At 61.8% G+C, this 16,092-nt stretch carries 14 protein-coding genes; 5 read left to right on the top strand and 9 right to left on the bottom strand.

What is annotated here, in order from left to right; translation table 11 throughout:
- Positions 1-46: 46 nt before the first annotated feature.
- Complete coding sequence (locus AC1DJO_RS16130) at positions 47-925, bottom strand: aldo/keto reductase family oxidoreductase (protein ID WP_477971705.1); 879 nt, start codon at positions 923-925, stop codon at positions 47-49.
- Between the two features lie 99 nt (positions 926-1,024).
- Complete coding sequence (locus AC1DJO_RS16135; protein ID WP_477971707.1) at positions 1,025-1,597, bottom strand: TetR/AcrR family transcriptional regulator; 573 nt, start codon at positions 1,595-1,597, stop codon at positions 1,025-1,027.
- A 129-nt stretch (positions 1,598-1,726) separates the two neighbouring features.
- Between AC1DJO_RS16135 and AC1DJO_RS16140 the strand changes: the two genes are divergently transcribed.
- From AC1DJO_RS16140 to AC1DJO_RS16150, 3 genes are all read left to right on the top strand, one after another.
- A complete protein-coding gene (locus tag AC1DJO_RS16140; protein WP_477971709.1) occupies positions 1,727-2,290 on the top strand; it encodes a DUF308 domain-containing protein in 564 nt (187 codons plus the stop codon).
- Between the two features lie 135 nt (positions 2,291-2,425).
- Positions 2,426-3,352, top strand: coding sequence for a LysR family transcriptional regulator (locus AC1DJO_RS16145; RefSeq protein ID WP_477971711.1), 927 nt, complete (start codon positions 2,426-2,428; stop codon positions 3,350-3,352).
- A 133-nt stretch (positions 3,353-3,485) separates the two neighbouring features.
- The gene (locus AC1DJO_RS16150; RefSeq protein ID WP_477971713.1) at positions 3,486-4,163 is read left to right on the top strand and encodes a glutathione S-transferase family protein; all 678 of its coding nucleotides are present in this window, start codon (positions 3,486-3,488) and stop codon (positions 4,161-4,163) included.
- Positions 4,164-4,175: 12 nt separating this feature from the next.
- Here the strand turns inward: AC1DJO_RS16150 and ppx are convergent, their stop codons facing one another.
- The 4 genes from ppx to AC1DJO_RS16170 all read right to left on the bottom strand — a co-directional run bounded on the left by ppx (position 4,176) and on the right by AC1DJO_RS16170 (position 9,796).
- Positions 4,176-5,699, bottom strand: coding sequence for an exopolyphosphatase (gene ppx, locus AC1DJO_RS16155; protein ID WP_112517040.1), 1,524 nt, complete (start codon positions 5,697-5,699; stop codon positions 4,176-4,178).
- Positions 5,700-5,709: 10 nt separating this feature from the next.
- The gene (locus AC1DJO_RS16160; RefSeq protein WP_477971715.1) at positions 5,710-7,914 is read right to left on the bottom strand and encodes an RNA degradosome polyphosphate kinase; all 2,205 of its coding nucleotides are present in this window, start codon (positions 7,912-7,914) and stop codon (positions 5,710-5,712) included.
- A gap of 65 nt (positions 7,915-7,979) precedes the next feature.
- The gene (gene hdaA, locus AC1DJO_RS16165) at positions 7,980-8,678 is read right to left on the bottom strand and encodes a DnaA regulatory inactivator HdaA (RefSeq protein ID WP_477949782.1); all 699 of its coding nucleotides are present in this window, start codon (positions 8,676-8,678) and stop codon (positions 7,980-7,982) included.
- Positions 8,675-9,796, bottom strand: a complete 1,122-nt coding sequence (locus tag AC1DJO_RS16170; protein ID WP_112517043.1) for an AI-2E family transporter — start codon at positions 9,794-9,796, stop codon at positions 8,675-8,677. Before AC1DJO_RS16170 ends, hdaA begins: the two co-directional genes overlap by 4 nt.
- Positions 9,797-10,038: 242 nt before the next feature.
- Between AC1DJO_RS16170 and purM the strand changes: the two genes are divergently transcribed.
- Both purM and purN read left to right on the top strand, forming a co-directional pair.
- Positions 10,039-11,112 carry a phosphoribosylformylglycinamidine cyclo-ligase gene (gene purM / locus AC1DJO_RS16175; RefSeq protein WP_477971717.1) on the top strand — a complete coding sequence of 358 codons (1,074 nt, stop codon included), beginning with the start codon at positions 10,039-10,041 and terminating at the stop codon, positions 11,110-11,112.
- Positions 11,109-11,768 (top strand): phosphoribosylglycinamide formyltransferase, encoded by a 660-nt coding sequence (gene purN, locus AC1DJO_RS16180; protein ID WP_477971719.1) that lies wholly within the window; start codon positions 11,109-11,111, stop codon positions 11,766-11,768. Before purM ends, purN begins: the two co-directional genes overlap by 4 nt.
- 266 nt (positions 11,769-12,034) lie before the next feature.
- Here the strand turns inward: purN and AC1DJO_RS16185 are convergent, their stop codons facing one another.
- From AC1DJO_RS16185 to AC1DJO_RS16195, 3 genes are all read right to left on the bottom strand, one after another.
- The gene (locus AC1DJO_RS16185; RefSeq protein ID WP_477971721.1) at positions 12,035-13,204 is read right to left on the bottom strand and encodes an alpha-D-ribose 1-methylphosphonate 5-triphosphate diphosphatase; all 1,170 of its coding nucleotides are present in this window, start codon (positions 13,202-13,204) and stop codon (positions 12,035-12,037) included.
- A gap of 99 nt (positions 13,205-13,303) precedes the next feature.
- Positions 13,304-13,897, bottom strand: coding sequence for an NUDIX domain-containing protein (locus AC1DJO_RS16190; RefSeq protein ID WP_477971723.1), 594 nt, complete (start codon positions 13,895-13,897; stop codon positions 13,304-13,306).
- A complete protein-coding gene (locus AC1DJO_RS16195) occupies positions 13,894-16,017 on the bottom strand; it encodes a molybdopterin-containing oxidoreductase family protein (protein WP_477971725.1) in 2,124 nt (707 codons plus the stop codon). The genes AC1DJO_RS16190 and AC1DJO_RS16195 overlap by 4 nt, the downstream gene beginning before the upstream one ends.
- Positions 16,018-16,092 lie beyond the last annotated feature (75 nt).

Here is a 16,092-nt window from a genome sequence, read left to right on the forward strand (position 1 = left end):
TACGATGAGGGCGCCCGGTGAAAGCCGGGCGCCCTTATTTTATGCATTATGCGCCCTTGGCGGCTCCGATGCCGTCGAGCTTCTTCACAGCATCAGTGGGCAGAACGATATCGGCGACCGCAAGGTTTTCGCGGAGATGGCCGCGCGACGATGTGCCGGGGATCAGCAGGATGTTCGGCGATCGCTGTAGCAGCCACGCGAGCGCCACCTGCAATGGCGTTGCGCCGAGTTCACCGGCAACCTCCGAAAGCGTCGACGACTGCAGCGGCGAGAAGCCGCCGAGCGGGAAGAACGGCACATAGGCCGTGCGCTCGGCGGCCAGCTGCGCGATCAGCGCATCGTCTTCACGATGGGCGAGATTATACTGGTTCTGAACGCAGACGATCTCGGTGATCTTCCTACCGTCGGCAATCTGCCTGGCGGTCACGTTGGAAAGCCCGACATGCTTGACGAGGCCTTGGCGCTGGAGATCGGCCAGAACGGTCAGCGGTTCCTCCAGCGAGCCTTCCGCCGGACCGTGAACGTCGAACATCGCACGAAGGTTGACCACTTCGATGACATCGCGACCAAGGTTCTTCAGATTGTCATGGACCGCCTGCGTCAGCGCTTCTTTCGAGAAGGCCGGGTTCCAAGAGGCATCGGCGCCACGCGTCGCGCCGATCTTGGTGACGATGACGAGATCGTCCCGATACGGATACAAGGCTTCCTTGATGATCTGGTTGGTGACGTGGGGGCCATAGAAATCGCTGGTATCGATGTGATCGACGCCGCTTTCGACGGCTTCGCGCAACACGGCAACCGCCTCGGCGCGATCCTTCGGCGGGCCGAAGACGCCCTTGCCTGCGAGCTGCATGGCGCCGTAGCCGAGCCGCTTCACCTTGCGGTGGCCGAGAGCGTATGTGCCGGACTTTTCAAGATTGGACATGGTCTATCTCCGTTTGAATAACACGAGAGATAGGGCAAGCGGACCGAAGCGATAACCGCAGACAATCCGAACGGGCTGTCCGGATTTCCGGACAATGAATTACGCTTTCAGCGCAGCGACCTGCGGGCCGATGACCGCGGCGAAGAGTTCAGGCTTGTCCAACGCCCGGGCGGAGAGCATGGCCCCGTGAACCGAAGCCATGAATATCTGTGCATGGGCTTCCGGCGAAGCGCTGAGGCGAAATGCATCCTGCCTAGCCCCGGCTTCGAGAACCGTCTCCAGCCATCTGGCGAGATATTCGAAATGGCCGCGAACCAGCGATGCGACATCGGGAGGAAGCATCTGGATCTCGCTTGCCAGCATGGCGCACATGCAGAATGGCAGCGAGGCATCGGCGATGCATTTCTGCCAATGGCCGACATAGGCATCCAGCTGTGCCGCAGGCTGCGGGATCTGCTCGAGCACTCCTCCGAGGCCGGACTTCACCTGCCCTGTATAGCGGCCGACAAGGGCGGAAACGAGTTCGGCCTTTGTCGGGAAGTGGTGATGGATGCTCGCCTTCCGAATACCGATCGCATCCGAAATATCCGCATAGCTGAAGCCATTATAGCCGCCGGCGATAATGCGGGATTGCGCGATATCGAGGATTTTTTCTGAGGTCGATTGCTCCATAATCATGACCTACCTTTTGGTAGGCAAAAATGTCAAGCCGCCCACCCGTATCGAGAAAAACATCAAAACCATTGACTCCGCAAGTTTGCCTACCTATTAGTTGGTAGACACAAAAATAGGGAGCCTGACATGCAAGTTCAATCCTCATCGCAGACCACCTGGCTGCGGTCCTACTATTTCGCCCGCGCAATATTCTCGATTGCCTGGGTGGCCGCAGCCGTTGCCCTTGGTGCGCATCCCGCCATCGCGGCTATCCTGCTCGTCATCTATCCGGCCTGGGATGCCGCTGCCAATCTGGTCGATGCCAGAGCCAATGGCGGTCTCAAGGTAAACCCGTCCCAAAGCCTCAACGTCGCCGCCAGCACCGTCATGACAATCGTGGTCATTCTCGCGGTGATGAAGGACAATCACGCAGTTCTCGCAGCCTTCGGCATCTGGGCGATCCTGTCGGGGCTGCTGCAGCTCTACACCGGCGTGCGCCGCTGGCGCTCGTACGGCGCGCAATGGGCGATGGTGCTGAGTGGTGCGCAATCGACGCTGGCCGGCGGCTTCATGATCAGCCAGTCCCTCGGCACTCAGATGCCTGGCATCCTGGACATCGCGCCTTATGCAAGTTTCGGCGCATTCTACTTCCTCGTGTCAGCGATCTGGCTGACCATTGCGGCCTATCGCACTTCTAGCGTGAAGGCCTGAAATCCTCGCCGGAAACAACAGTCTCGGCCGGTCTCCTGATACCGGCCGAAGGCTCGCCCGCGACGCGGACGGCAATCCACCTATGACAACGTGTTTCGCTCCTATATTGAACGGCAATGACCGTGATCAGGGAGCATGCGATTGAGCCAGCGAATTTCCGATTTCGATTCCGGACTGCTGATGACGCTCGATGCGCTTCTCAAGGAGCCGAACGTCACCCATGCGGCGGTCCGGTTGAATATCAGCCAGTCGGCGCTCTCGGCACGATTGACCCGCTTGCGGCACCTGCTGAACGATCCGCTGTTCATTCCCTCCGTTTCCGGCCGCGGCATGACCCCGACGCCGCACGCGATCGCCCTTCAGCCGGAACTGACGCGGCTGCTGGAGCGCTTCGAGGACTTCGTCAACACCGCCCATCTCTTCGATCCCCTGACGAGCAAGCGCGTCTTCCGGATCGCCGCAACCGACAATCCGGCGGCAATCCTGGCGCCCGATCTCATTCCGCTCATCAAGTCGCACGCGCCTGAGGTGAAGATCGCCTTCACCCTGCCCGACAAATCGAGGATTGCCCGGCTGCTGGAACAGGGCGAGATCGACCTGTTCGTCGGGGCCGCAGAGGATGGCTCCAACGAGCTGATATCAAGCACATTGTTCGAAGAGAAGTTCATGACCGCCCAGCGGCGCGGTCATCCGCGCGGCACGGGAGAGCTTGGTCTCGACGAGTTCTGCCGCCTCGATCACCTACTGATCTCGACGACTGGCGGCCATTTCACCGGAATGATCGACAACGCGCTGGCGGAAATCGGCCGGGAGCGCCAGGTTTCGGTATCGGTTCAGAGTTACGCAATGGCGCCTCTCGTGCTCGCCAGCACCGATTGCATCTGCACATTGCCGCTGCGGTTCCTCCGGCGCTTCGCGCAATCGCTCGACCTTTTCGAGCCGCCGGTCCCGCTCTCCCCCTTCAGCATGAATGTTTTCTGGCATCCGAAGATGCGCGCCGATCCCGCCCATATGTGGCTGCGCAAGATGGTGATGAGCGTCTCGCGGAAAGGCGGCATGTGAATGTCCGGAAGGCATCCATCCCGGCGCTAGGTGCGATCCACCGGATCGATTGGTAAGACGTCCCGGGCATCGGCATCTTCAGCCTGAACCTTCCATCGTCGAAGGTTGCGATCAGCGCTTATGAGGATTTCTGATGCTTGATTTCTATTTCCATGCGACACCGAACTCGATGAAGGTCGCGGTTCTGCTGCAAGAACTGAACCTTGCCTTCACCGTCCGCCCGGTCGATATCTTCAAGGGCGAGCAGCACGCGCCGGCATTTCTGAAGATCAATCCCAATGCCAAGGTTCCCGCTCTCGTCGACGACGGGGTCACGATCTTCGATTCGCATGCCATCCTGCTGTATCTCGCGGAAAAGCATGGCCGCTTCATTCCGGCCGGGATCGGCGGCAAGGCAGCGATGCTGTCGTGGCTGCAGCTGGTGGCGACCGGCCTCTCGCCCTTCTCGGGACAGGCGATCCACTTCCTGCACTACGCGCCGGAAGATCTGCCCTATGCGAAGAACCGCTACGTCAAGGAACTGGAGCGGCACTACCGCGTCTTCGATGCCAGACTTTCGCAATCGCCGTGGCTCGCGGGCGACGAATACACGATCGCCGACATGGCCCTCTGGGGCTGGGCGGCTTCGGCCGGTTACGTGTTCGGCGAGAGAGGGCTTGAAGACTATCCGCACGTCGCGCGCTTCATGCAGCACATGTCGGAGCGACCCGCGGTCCAGCGGGCGCTGGCGATGAAAGAGGATCATAGCTTCAAGCATACGCTGGATGAGGAAACGCGCCGCGCCCTCTTCCCGCAGAACGCGGCGGCGTAAAACCGGGGCTACTTACTCGAAAACGAAAGCCAGCCGCTTGTTGGTCAGCTTCGACAGCTGCTGCAGGCGGCCTTCGAGGCGTTCGCCGGTGAAGTCGTGATAATCGTGCGGGACGACCAGCTCGATATCGACATCCGGCTGTGAAGACTTGCGGAAATGCAGGTTCTTCACGACGCCGGGCATCGATGCCGAGAACAGATAGACGACCCTGAGCAGGCCGCCGAGCAGCTTGGCACGCTCAACGAATTGCGGACCGGCGATCTTTGCCAGCGGCGCGGTCGAGCCATCGTCATGCAAGCCTTCGAAGCGGTAATAATTGGTGAGCGCGATGAAGGCTCGGCCCGGATGGCTGATACCGACAAAGGAGGAATGGGCGATTAGGTTCAGCGCCTGAAGACCGCGGTAATCCGGATGGGCGCGCCAGCTGATATCGGCGAGCAGACAGGCGGCCTGACGGTAGCGCCCCTCTTCTTCGGTCTCCGAAATCCCGAAGGACGGGATCATCCGCCCAGTCCATTCGGCAAGCTCGCGGGCATGTTCCGGCGAGCGGGCGCGCAGGATCGCAAGTTCGCCGGCAGCAGCCAGCAGCGGATCGGCACGGCGTTCGCCTTCGGACAGCAGCGAATAGAGATAGCCTTCGCGCACGCCCTGTGCCGAGAAGGAAATGATCGAGGGCTTCATGGCGCTCAGCACTTCCTTCATCGCTACAGCGCCGAAGGGCAAAAGCGCGCGGCGGTGTTTGGACACGGCCTGGAAAGCCGGATCCTTGCTGTCCCTTGCCACTTCAACCTGATCGAGAAACTGCATCATGCCTTCGAGTGTCACCTCGTATCCCTGCATCATGTGCAGCGGATATTGGCTGAGCTCCATATGCAGCTTGGCGATGTTTCGCCATGTGCCGCCGACGGCATAAAAGGTCCGACCTGCTCCCTTTTCGAGGATCTTCCCGGCGCTGCGAACGTGCTTGCGCGCGAAGGCGCGCGCCTTGTCGAGCGAGCCTCCCGCATATTCCGACAGACGAAGGCCACCGAGCGGCAGGGTGATCCCCTTGCCGATCTCGCGCTCCTTGATATCGATGAGCTCGAGCGAGCCGCCGCCGAGGTCGCCGGCTATGCCATCGGGATGGAAGAAGCCGCTGATGATGCCGAGCGCGGAGAAGCGGGCCTCTTCCTCGCCGGAGAGAACGCGCACCTTGCGCTTCAGAATGGTTTCGGCCTTGTGGATGAAATCGGGACCGTTGGACGCCTCGCGGGCCGCAGCCGTCGCCAGCACGTACATCGTCGCCGCACGCGCCTGATCGGAGAGAGCCTTGAAGCGATGAAGGGCGGCAAGCGCCCGTTCGACGCTCTGCTCATCCATCTTGCCGGTCAGCGCGATGCCTTTGCCAAGGCCGCACAGCACCTTCTCATTGAAAAGGATCGCCGGCGAGCGGGACATGCCTTCGTAGATCACCACGCGGATCGAGTTCGATCCGATATCGACGACGGAGACCGGGGCTATGCCTGGCAGGCGCCCCTGGGCTTCTGATTCAACCATGCAGGTCCAGTTATCTCTTGGTCCGGCCGGAAAGCAGACCGGCGATCAGCTTGGGCGCACTGGATTTCAACGCTTCACCGCGGCCGGAAAGGCTGGGGTTTGTCATGAAATACTGCTGCGCGTTGAACGGCTCCTCGCCCTTGCGCACCTCCATGCGCCTGGACGTTCCGTCGGGCAATATCTCGTAGCTTTGCTGATTGTCAATGATATTGCCCAGCATGATCTGGGACAGAACCTGTTCATGCACAGTCGGATTGGTGAGCGGCACCAGCGTTTCGACGCGCCGGTCGAGATTGCGCGGCATCATGTCGGCCGAGCCGATATAGACCAGCGCCTTATCCGACGGCAGGCCATAACCATTTCCGAAGCAGAAGATGCGGCTGTGCTCGAGGAAGCGTCCGACGATCGATTTGACGCGGATATTTTCCGACAGACCCGGAACCTGCGGACGCAGGCAGCAGATGCCGCGCACCACCAGATCGATCTCGACGCCGGCATGGCTTGCCGTATAGAGCGCGTCGATGATTTCAGGGTCGACGAGCGCATTCATCTTCATCCAGATTGCCGCCGGGGCGCCGTTCTTGGCGTGCATGATCTCTTCGTCGATATGGCGAAGGATGCGCGAGCGCAGCGTATAGGGCGAGACCGCGAGCTTCATGCTCTCTTCCGGTTCGCCATAGCCGGTGATGAAATTGAAGATGTTCGCCATATCATGGGCGATGACGGGATTGCAGGTGAAGAACGACAGGTCGGTGTAGATTTTCGCGGTGATCGGGTGATAGTTGCCGGTGCCGAGATGGCAGTAGCTGCGCAGCTTGCCCTCCTCACGGCGTACGACCAGCGACATTTTCGAATGGGTCTTCAACTCGATGAAGCCGAAGACGACCTGCACGCCGGCGCGTTCGAGGTCGCGGGCCCAGCGGATGTTGGCTTCCTCGTCGAAACGCGCCTTGAGCTCGACCAGCGCCGTCACCGACTTGCCGGATTCGGCAGCATCGATCAGCGCACGCACGATCGGGCTGTCGTTCGAAGTGCGGTAAAGCGTCTGCTTTATCGCCAGGACATCAGGATCGCGCGCAGCCTGGAGCAGGAACTGGACCACCACGTCGAAAGACTCGTAGGGATGGTGGACCACCATGTCCTTTTCGCGGATGGCGGCGAAGCAATCACCGGCATGTTCGCGGACGCGCTCGGGAAATCGGGCGTTGTAAGGTTGAAAACGGAGATCGTCGCGCGGCGCCTTGGTGATCTCCGACAGCGTGTTCAGCGCCAGGAGACCGGGAAGAACGGCGACGCGATTGTCGGGAACGGCCATCGCCTGGACGACGAATTGGCGGAGCGAGGGCGGCATTTCGGAATCGGTCTCGATGCGGATCGCCTTGCCGCGTCGGCGACGCTTCAGCGCCGTCTCAAAGAAGCGCACGAGGTCTTCGGCTTCTTCCTCGACTTCGATATCGCTATCGCGGATGATGCGGAAGGTACCCGAACCCTGCACCTCATAACCCGGATAAAGCCGGTGGATAAAGATGTTCGCGGCGTCTTCGAGCGTGATGTAGCGGATGGTGTTGCCGTCATCGGGCAGGCGGACGAAGCGGTCGAGTGCGGGCGGCAGGCGCAGCAGCGCCGTCATCGGCTCGCGGCCATGCTTGCTGGTCAGTTGCAGGCCGATCGAAAAGCCGAGGTTCGGAATGAACGGAAACGGATGCGCCGGGTCGATCGACAGCGGCGTCAGCACCGGGAAGATCGCCTGTTCGAATTCGGTCGCCAGCCACTGGCGATCAACGTCGCTCAGCGCGCCCGGGCGGACGATCAGGATATCTTCGCGGGCCAGATATTGCTGAAGCACCGCGAGCGAGGCCTGCTGCTCCATCTGCAGATTGTCGATTTCCTGCAGGATGGCGTCCAGCTGCTCGGCCGGCGTCTTGCCGTCGGGCGTGCGGACCGCGATATTCTGGCGGACCTGCGCCTCCAGGCCTGCAACCCGGACCATGAAGAATTCGTCGAGGTTGGCGGCCGAGATCGAAAGGAAGCGGACGCGCTCCAGCAGAGGATGCTCGGTATTCAGCGTTTCTTCAAGGACGCGGCGATTGAACTGCAGCCAGGAGAATTCACGGTTGATGAAGCGCTCCGGGCTTGAGAGCAACTCTTCCAGCGGGGGGACGGCGGACGGCGCTTCCGGCTTCGGTTCCTGATGCTCGGCAACTGCACTGTCCATATGTCGGTCCGTCCCGTTTATTCGTCCCTGCGAATTATATCAGTTTCACGACGGAACTGTGACAGTCAATCGAGCGGGCCTGAATTTCCCAATTCATTCAATACTTCAGCCGCCATCGCCCGGGTGATCTTGGTCCCCCGCGACCAGGCAAGCCGGTCGAGCCGCTCGACGATCGTCTGGGCGGCATTCAGCGAGCGTTCCATCCTGTTGACGATATAGAGCACGAGTTTGTCATCTATATTAAGCTGGCGGTCGGCAAACAGCTTGACGATGACCTGCGACAGCAACTCTTCGTCGGGCTCGCCGATCTCGACGACGGTCGCCGCCTTCAACCGCGAGCGCAGATCGGCAAGCTCCACCGGCCAGGACATCGGCCAGAGGCGGCTCGTCATCATCAGGCTGTGGCCGTTTTCGCGCACGCTGTTGATGACATGGAAGAGCTCGGTATCGTCGAAGCCTTCGCGATCGACGTCCTCGAACAGCACCGGGCCATTGGCGGCCGCGATCGCCGCCTGCGCCCCGGCCTTCGGATGAATGCTGGTGGCGTTGCTATGCTCTTTCCAGATGGTCGCCAGATGCGATTTCCCGGAGCCGACCGGACCTGCGAGAATGACAACCGGCGACGGCCATTGCGGCCAGGCATCGACGATGGTGACCGCGGCACTCAGCCGGTCGGAGATCAGGAGATCGTCGCGCCCGCTTGCGGTATCATGAGAAAAGACCAGCGGAAGCTGCTCTCCCGCCTTGCGCTTTACGTCGTTCATTTCGTGTCGGCTTTGGACTTGCGGATAACAGATGGCTTCGACTGACCCGCGTAAAGATCACTCTCAAGGTAGCGCGACAGCGCGAAGCGGACAAGAACGCCGACGGCAGCGGCGGCCGGTACGGCAATCAGCAGGCCGACGAAACCGAACAGCGCGCCGAAGGCAAAGAGCGCGAACATCAGCCAGACCGGATGCAGGCCGACGCTGTGGCCGACGAGCTTCGGCTGCAGGATATTGCCTTCCAGGAACTGGCCGCTGAAGAAGACCGCCAGCACGGCGCCGACCCAGATATAATCCGGCCAGAACTGCACGATGGCGACGCCGACGGCGATTAGTAGGCCGAGCATCGAACCGACGTAAGGAATGAAGCTGATCATCCCGGCGAAGAGGCCGATCAGCAGGCCGAAATTGAGGCCGACCAACGACAGGCCGACGGCATAATAGATGCCGAGGATCAGGCAGAGCGAGCCCTGCCCGCGGATGAAACCGGCAATCGCCTGATCGATCTCGCGGGCGATCTGGTGGACGTTGGCGACGTAATCGCGCGGGATATAACGGTCGATCTGCGCCACCATGCGGTCCCAGTCGAGCAGCATGTAGAAGGCGACGACGGGCGTGACGATCAGCAGCGAGATCAGGTTGACGACGGCAAGGCCGGAGCTCCAGATCTGCGCGAAAAGGCCGGTCATGAAGCCGACGCCCTGCGACAGGATTTCCGAGAAATTGTTCTTGATGGTGCCGAGCTGGCTCTTGATCCAATCCGGCAGCAGGGAGTTCTGCGAATTGGTGATGAACTGCTGCAGCTGATCGATATAGCCCGGGAATTTGCCGGCGAAGTCGGTGAACTGGCTGGCCAGGATCGGGATCAGCGTCATCAGCGCCACGACGATGACCAGAACGAAGGAAACGAGAATGACGACCGTCGCCATCATGCGGCTGAGGCCGATCTTCTGCAGCCTGTCGGCGACCGGATCAAGGAAATAGGCGATTGCCATGCCCGCCAGGAACGGCAGCAGGATGGAGCTGAAAACCAGCAGGAAGAGGATGAAGAAAACGAGCACGCCGAGCCAGAAGAAGACCTGGCGCTTCAGACTCGTACCGCTGACCTGATTTGGCATCGATTACCCCGTTCATCCCGCATCGCGGCGCGATCTTGGCCGCGACCGCCTTTGAAGCACATAGGATGCGGCCCGGAAGATGGTCAACCCTGCTGCCGAAAAACCGCGCCGCGCCTATGAAAAGAGCGGGAAATTGGGGCTTTTCTCCATGCACCGCCTTGCATAAAGCGCACTCTCATGCAATTGCGACCCGCATGTGACACAGGGTTAAATCCCGCCTGAACCAGCCATCGGAGATCAGCATGAGCCAGTCTGGAAAAAACGGCCTGACCTATAGCGATGCGGGCGTCGATATCGATGCCGGCAACCTGATGGTGGAGAAGATCAAGCCCGCCGTGCGCTCGACGCGCCGCCCGGGCGCAGACGGCGAGATCGGCGGCTTCGGCGGCCTCTTCGATCTGAAGGCCGCAGGCTTCAAGGATCCGGTCCTCGTCGCCGCCAATGACGGCGTCGGCACCAAGCTGAAGATCGCCATCGACGCCGACTATCACGACACCGTCGGCATCGACCTCRTCGCCATGTGCGTCAACGACCTCGTCGTCCAGGGCGCCGAGCCGCTGTTCTTCCTCGACTATTTCGCCACCGGCAAGCTCGACCCGAACCAGGGTGCGGCGATCGTCGAAGGCATTGCCGCCGGCTGCCGCGATGCAGGCTGTGCGCTGATCGGCGGCGAAACCGCCGAAATGCCGGGCATGTATTCCTCCGGCGACTACGACCTCGCAGGCTTTGCCGTCGGCGCTGCCGAGCGCGGCGAACTTCTTCCGGCTGGCGACATTGCCGAAGGCGACACCATTCTCGGCCTCGCCTCCTCGGGCGTCCATTCCAACGGCTTTTCGCTGGTGCGCAAGATCGTCGAACTTTCCGGCCTCGGCTGGGATGCACCGGCACCCTTTGCCGACGGCAAGAAGCTCGGCGAAGCGCTGCTGACGCCGACCCGCATCTATGTGAAGCCGCTCCTGAAGGCGATCCGCGAGACCAAGGCGATCAAGGCGCTCGCCCACATCACCGGCGGCGGCTTCCCGGAAAACATTCCGCGCGTGCTGCCGAAGCATCTGGCTGCCGAGATCGACCTGTCTGCCGTGAAGGTTCCGGCCGTGTTCTCGTGGCTCGCCAAGACCGGCGGCGTCGAAGCCAAGGAAATGCTGCGCACCTTCAACTGCGGCGTCGGCATGATCGCCGTTGTCTCGCCTGAAAACGTCGAAGCCGTCACCAAGGCCCTCGAAGCCGAAGGCGAAAAGATCGTCGTTCTCGGCCGGATGATTGCCCGCGCCGATGGCGCCAATGGCACGCAGTATCAGGGTATGCTCGGCCTATGAGCACACCGCGCAAACGCGCTGTCGTCTTCATTTCCGGCAGCGGCTCCAACATGATGGCGCTGGTCGCGGCCGCCAAGGCTGCGGACTTTCCGGCCGAGATCGTCGGCGTTGTCTCGGACAAGGCGGATGCGGGCGGCCTCGCCAAGGCGGCCGCCGAGGGCATCCCGACCTTCGCTTTCGTGCGCAAGGACTATGCCAGCAAGGAAGCCCACGAGGCGGCGATCTTCGAAGCCCTCGGCACGCTGTCCCCTGATATCCTCTGCCTCGCCGGCTATATGCGCCTACTGAGCGCCACCTTCATCCAGCGTTACGAGGGCCGGATGATCAACATCCACCCTTCCCTGCTGCCGCTCTTCCCGGGCCTCCACACCCACCAGCGCGCCATCGACGCCGGCATGCGGGTTGCCGGCTGCACCGTGCATTTCGTCACCGAAGGCATGGACGAAGGCCCGGTGATCGGCCAGGCGGCTGTACCGGTGCTATCAGGCGATACCGCGGATGCCCTGGCCGGCCGCGTGCTGACCGTTGAGCACCAGCTCTATCCGCAGGCGCTCCGCCTGTTTGCCGAGGGCAAGGTGCGGATGGAAGGCGGCAAGGCTGTGGGGAGCGGTAGTACGGCTTCGGCGGGGACAGATCGGGTGATTTCGCTGATTTGATGGATTGGCGGAGGCTTAGTCTCACACGGCAGCTACTTTTGCGCCAACGCTCCCGCCCCTTCCCTCATTCCTGTGCTTGTCACAGGAATCTAGCCACCGCGCGTCCGCGCGGTGAATGACTCACTACCCTTCAAAATAGTCTCCCGCGCCCCAGGACTGGGGCGCACTCGATTCCTGTGACAAGCACAGGAATGAGGGTGCGAGTGGAGTGAGCGCCTCTGGATAAGGCGCCCTTCTTCACCTGTCGGGAGGCCTGCTGCAGACCCTCAGGCCGCAATCGCCTGAAGCGGATGCAGCGTCCCGTCGCTATAGACAAACTGTCCGGCCCGGAAGGTGGCGCGGATGCGGTGCACATCGCCCTTCTCCACCGCCACCAGATCGGCGCGCTGCCCGATGGCGATCTCGCCGCGATCCAGAAGGCCCGCAGAACGCGCCGCGTTCGACGTTGCCATGGCAACCGCTGCCGGCAGATTGCCCTCCATCGCGTCGGCGATCTTGAAGATGCCAGGGACGAATGCGGCCGGGTGGTAATCGGCAGCGATAACGGACAAGAGGCCGGCGCTTGCGGCATCGAGCGCGCTCAGGTTGCCGGACATCGACTGGCCGCGGAGCGCGTTCGGCGCGCCCATCAGCGTCCACAGGCCACGACGGCGGGCTTCCTCGGCGGCATCGAGCGTCACCGGGAACTCGCTGATCGTCACGCCGAGATCATGCATTTCGGCAACCTTGGCGGCGCTGTCGTCATCGTGCGAGGCGAGCGACAGCTTGTGGCGCAGCGAAAGCGCGACGATCTCGCGCAGCTTGACGTCGATTGCCGGATCCTCGCGCATGGCGATGCGCTTCTGGACGACTTCGAGCGCCATCTCCCTGGTGATGGCGCGGCGCTCCGACATGCTGGTGACATAGGCTTCGATATTGTTGTATTGCCCCTGCCCCGGCGTGTGGTCGGTCAGCGACACCATATCGACCTGATCGGCGGCGAGCAGCTTCTCCAGCGCCGGAGCAGCGCCGACATTGGTGATCTCGTAGCGGGCGTGAACCTTGTGGTCGATCAGCAGCGAATGGCGCAGCCGGTTGATGCCTTCGATGACGGCGGAGGTCGTTTCCAGCGAACGGACGTGGCCGTAGACGCTTTCGGTGGCAAAGGAGATCGCCGCATAGGCTGTGGTGACGCCTGCGGCCGCGAGCTTCTTGTCGAGCTCATGGATACCGAAATCGATCGGCATCATCGCATTCGGACGCGGCGCGATCTCGCGCTCGATCATGTCGCCATGCAGATCGACGAAACCCGGCATCAGAAACCGTCCGCCACCATCGATGGCAGCACCCGCGACAGCCTCGTCGCGAATTTCGGCGATGACACCATCCTCGACCCGCACCGAGCCTTGGCTAATGATTTCACCGGGAAGGACGAGCGTGAAATTACTGAGCCACATGGTTTTCTCCTGATTGGGGCAAGGCGGGGACAAACCGCAGCGCATAGGCCGGATTCGTGACAGGCGGATGAAACGCCGGAGCGCGCCATTATTTTCCGGCTAACGCCACGTCTCTCTGTTCATCGCCGCCCATTGCAGCAGGATGATCGTCTTCATGTCCAGAATTTCGCCACTTCCGATCATAACAAGCGCATCATCGAGCGGGATTTCCAGCACTTCGATATCCTCATGCTCCTCCGCCAGTCCGCCGCCATTGGAGACGCGGTCCGACGTGTCGATTTCGGCGGCGAAGAAGTGCACCACTTCGCTGTTGGAACCGGGAGAGCTATAGGCCTTGAACAGGAACCGGACGTCGCGGACCTGAAAGCCGGTTTCTTCCATCGCTTCGCGGCGGATCGCCGCTTCCGGTTCGTCGCCATCCAGCAGACCGGCCGGGGTTTCGAACATGAAGGGTGCCTCGCCGTGGAGATCCGGCGGCAGTCGGTATTGGCGCACAAGCACGACGGTGCCGCGTTTGGGATCATGGAGCAGGATCGTTGCGGCAGGCGTGCGATGATAGACCTCGCGGTCGAGGCGGTGGGTAACACCGTCCGAGTCCGTGTAATCGATCTTGTAGGCGCTAAGCTTGGTCCAGCCCCGCGACAGCACGGTTTCGTTGACGATTTTCGCGCCAGCCTTCTCGAATTTCGTCATGCGGCGTCCTTGCGTAGCCAGACCTTGTTGTCGTGCACAGCGGCGCCGCCATAGGGCGCGACGGGGTCGGCGCCGGTCAGCACGTTGATGCCCTCGCCATCGACATGCGCCTTGTTCGGCCACAGTCCCTCGGCGATAAGAACGCCGGGCTTCACCTCTTCGGTGACCTTCACGTGGATACGCAGGTCGCCTCTGGTGTTGCCGATACGGACGAGGTCCCCGGCTTGCAGGCCATGCGCCAACGCATCCTCAGGATTGACCATCAGTTCCGGGCGTCCCTCCTTCTGCCGCGAGGTCTTGGTTTCGGCGAAGCTCGAATTCAGGAAGTTGCGGGCTGGAGAGGTGGCGAGCCGGAACGGATGCTCGGCATCGGCCAGTTCGATGACATCGACCTGATCCGGAAATTGCGGCAGCTCCTCGTGCGGGCCAAGGGCGCCGACGGCTGCCGGCGGCTTGTTCGGTGCGGCACCGTTCACCCAGTCCGGACGGAAATGGAACTTGCCGTCAGCATGGGCGAAACCGTTGAGGAAATGCGCGTCGTCGAAATCCGGCTGGCGGTCGAACCACTTGTGTTCGAGGAAATAGTCGTAATCGGGAAGATTGCTGTCCTTCAGAACGCGATCGACCATATCACGCGCCGTGAAGCCGAAGCCCGGGCGATCGGAGACGCCGAGGCGCTTTGCCAGCTCCTCGATGACGAAGAGGTTGCTGCGCACGGTTTCCGGCGGCTCGACCAGCTTGGGGCCGAGCAGGATGTGGTTCTGGCCGCCGGCGCGGTAGATGTCGTCGTGTTCGACGAACATCGTGGCGGGGATGACGATATCGGCCATCTCGGCGGTATCGGTCATGAACTGCTCGTGGACGGCGACAAAGAGATCGTCGCGGGCAAAGCCCTGCTTCACGAGGCGCTGTTCGGGGGCGATATTCACGGGATTGGTGTTCTGGATCAGCATCGCGGTCACCGGGCCACGATGGCGGAGCGCCACGGCATCGCCGGTCAGCGCCCGGCCAATCTGCGACTGGTCGATCATGCGGATATCCGCATCCTTCATCGACTTGCCGGTGAGTTCCGCGTTGTTCATGCGGAAGATATCGCTGTTCGAATGGAAGGCGCCGCCGCCCTCGTATTGCCAGGAGCCCAGCACAGTGGCGATCGAGGCGGCCGCATGCATGGCGACCGCGCCGTTGCGCTGGCGGGTAAAGCCGTAGCCGAGGCGGAAGAAGGTCTTCCTTGTCTGGCCGACAAGGGCCGCGAATGCCTCGATCTCGTTGACGGACAGACCGGTGATCGCAGCCGCCCATTCCGGCGTCTTGGTCTTCAGATGCGCTTCGAAACCGGCGGGATCGTCGGCGAATTTCGCCATATAGGCCCGGTCGGCATAGCCGTCGCGGAAGGCGACATGCATGACGGCGCAGGCGAGTGCGGCATCGGTGCCGGGCCTGACGATCAGCGCCATGTCTGCCTGCTTCATCGTCGGGTTGTCGTAGATATCGACGACGACGATCTTGGCGCCGCGTTCCTTGCGCGACTTGATCGCGTGGGTCATGACGTTGACCTGTGTCGCGACCGCATTCGTGCCCCAGATGACGACGCAATCGGTGCGGGCCATCTCGCGGGGATCCGGGCCGCGCAGCGTACCGGTTGCCATGGTGAAGCCGGTCCAGGCGGGATTGGTGCAGATCGACGAGAAGAAGCCGGAATAGCGCTTGGCGTGGCGCAGACGCTCGATCGAGTCGCGCTGTACCCAGCCCATCGTCCCGGCATAGAAATAGGGCCAGACCGCTTCGCTGCCATGCCTGGCTTCCGCCTTCACGAAGGCATTGGCAATTTCATCCAGCGCGTCGTCCCAGGAAATCTGCTGCCAGCTCCCCGCCCCCTTGGCGCCCTTGCGGCGCTGCGGGTGCATCAATCTGTCCGGATGATAGAGCCGCTCGGCATAGCGCGCCACCTTGGCGCAGATGACGCCCGACGTGTAGCTGTGATCGCCCGCGCCGCGCACGCGCCCGATCCGGCCGTCGTCGGTGATATCGACCTCCAGCGCGCAGGTGGAGGGACAGTCGTGGGGACAGGCGGTGTGCCCGACCCGGGATTTGGCGTGAATGGGGGTCGCAATGTTCATGTGATTTCTATATGCCAACCGGAAAGCGGCCAAAAGCCGGAAAGTGCGCCGATCAGGCGAATTCATGACAGGCAT

Source organism: Rhizobium sp. 05N430 (genome assembly GCF_056396985.1).

Excerpts from the sequence above, each read along its gene's own strand:
- AC1DJO_RS16130 (WP_477971705.1), bottom strand. The coding sequence starts at position 925 with ATGTCCAATCTTGAAAAGTCCGGCACATACGCTCTCGGCCACCGCAAG.
- AC1DJO_RS16135 (WP_477971707.1), bottom strand. The coding sequence starts at position 1,597 with ATGGAGCAATCGACCTCAGAAAAAATCCTCGATATCGCGCAATCCCGC.
- AC1DJO_RS16140 (WP_477971709.1), top strand. The coding sequence starts at position 1,727 with ATGCAAGTTCAATCCTCATCGCAGACCACCTGGCTGCGGTCCTACTAT.
- AC1DJO_RS16145 (WP_477971711.1), top strand. The coding sequence starts at position 2,426 with ATGCGATTGAGCCAGCGAATTTCCGATTTCGATTCCGGACTGCTGATG.
- AC1DJO_RS16150 (WP_477971713.1), top strand. The coding sequence starts at position 3,486 with ATGCTTGATTTCTATTTCCATGCGACACCGAACTCGATGAAGGTCGCG.
- ppx (WP_112517040.1), bottom strand. The coding sequence starts at position 5,699 with ATGGTTGAATCAGAAGCCCAGGGGCGCCTGCCAGGCATAGCCCCGGTC.
- AC1DJO_RS16160 (WP_477971715.1), bottom strand. The coding sequence starts at position 7,914 with ATGGACAGTGCAGTTGCCGAGCATCAGGAACCGAAGCCGGAAGCGCCG.
- hdaA (WP_477949782.1), bottom strand. The coding sequence starts at position 8,678 with ATGAACGACGTAAAGCGCAAGGCGGGAGAGCAGCTTCCGCTGGTCTTT.
- AC1DJO_RS16170 (WP_112517043.1), bottom strand. The coding sequence starts at position 9,796 with ATGCCAAATCAGGTCAGCGGTACGAGTCTGAAGCGCCAGGTCTTCTTC.
- purN (WP_477971719.1), top strand. The coding sequence starts at position 11,109 with ATGAGCACACCGCGCAAACGCGCTGTCGTCTTCATTTCCGGCAGCGGC.
- AC1DJO_RS16185 (WP_477971721.1), bottom strand. The coding sequence starts at position 13,204 with ATGTGGCTCAGTAATTTCACGCTCGTCCTTCCCGGTGAAATCATTAGC.
- AC1DJO_RS16190 (WP_477971723.1), bottom strand. The coding sequence starts at position 13,897 with ATGACGAAATTCGAGAAGGCTGGCGCGAAAATCGTCAACGAAACCGTG.
- AC1DJO_RS16195 (WP_477971725.1), bottom strand. The coding sequence starts at position 16,017 with ATGAACATTGCGACCCCCATTCACGCCAAATCCCGGGTCGGGCACACC.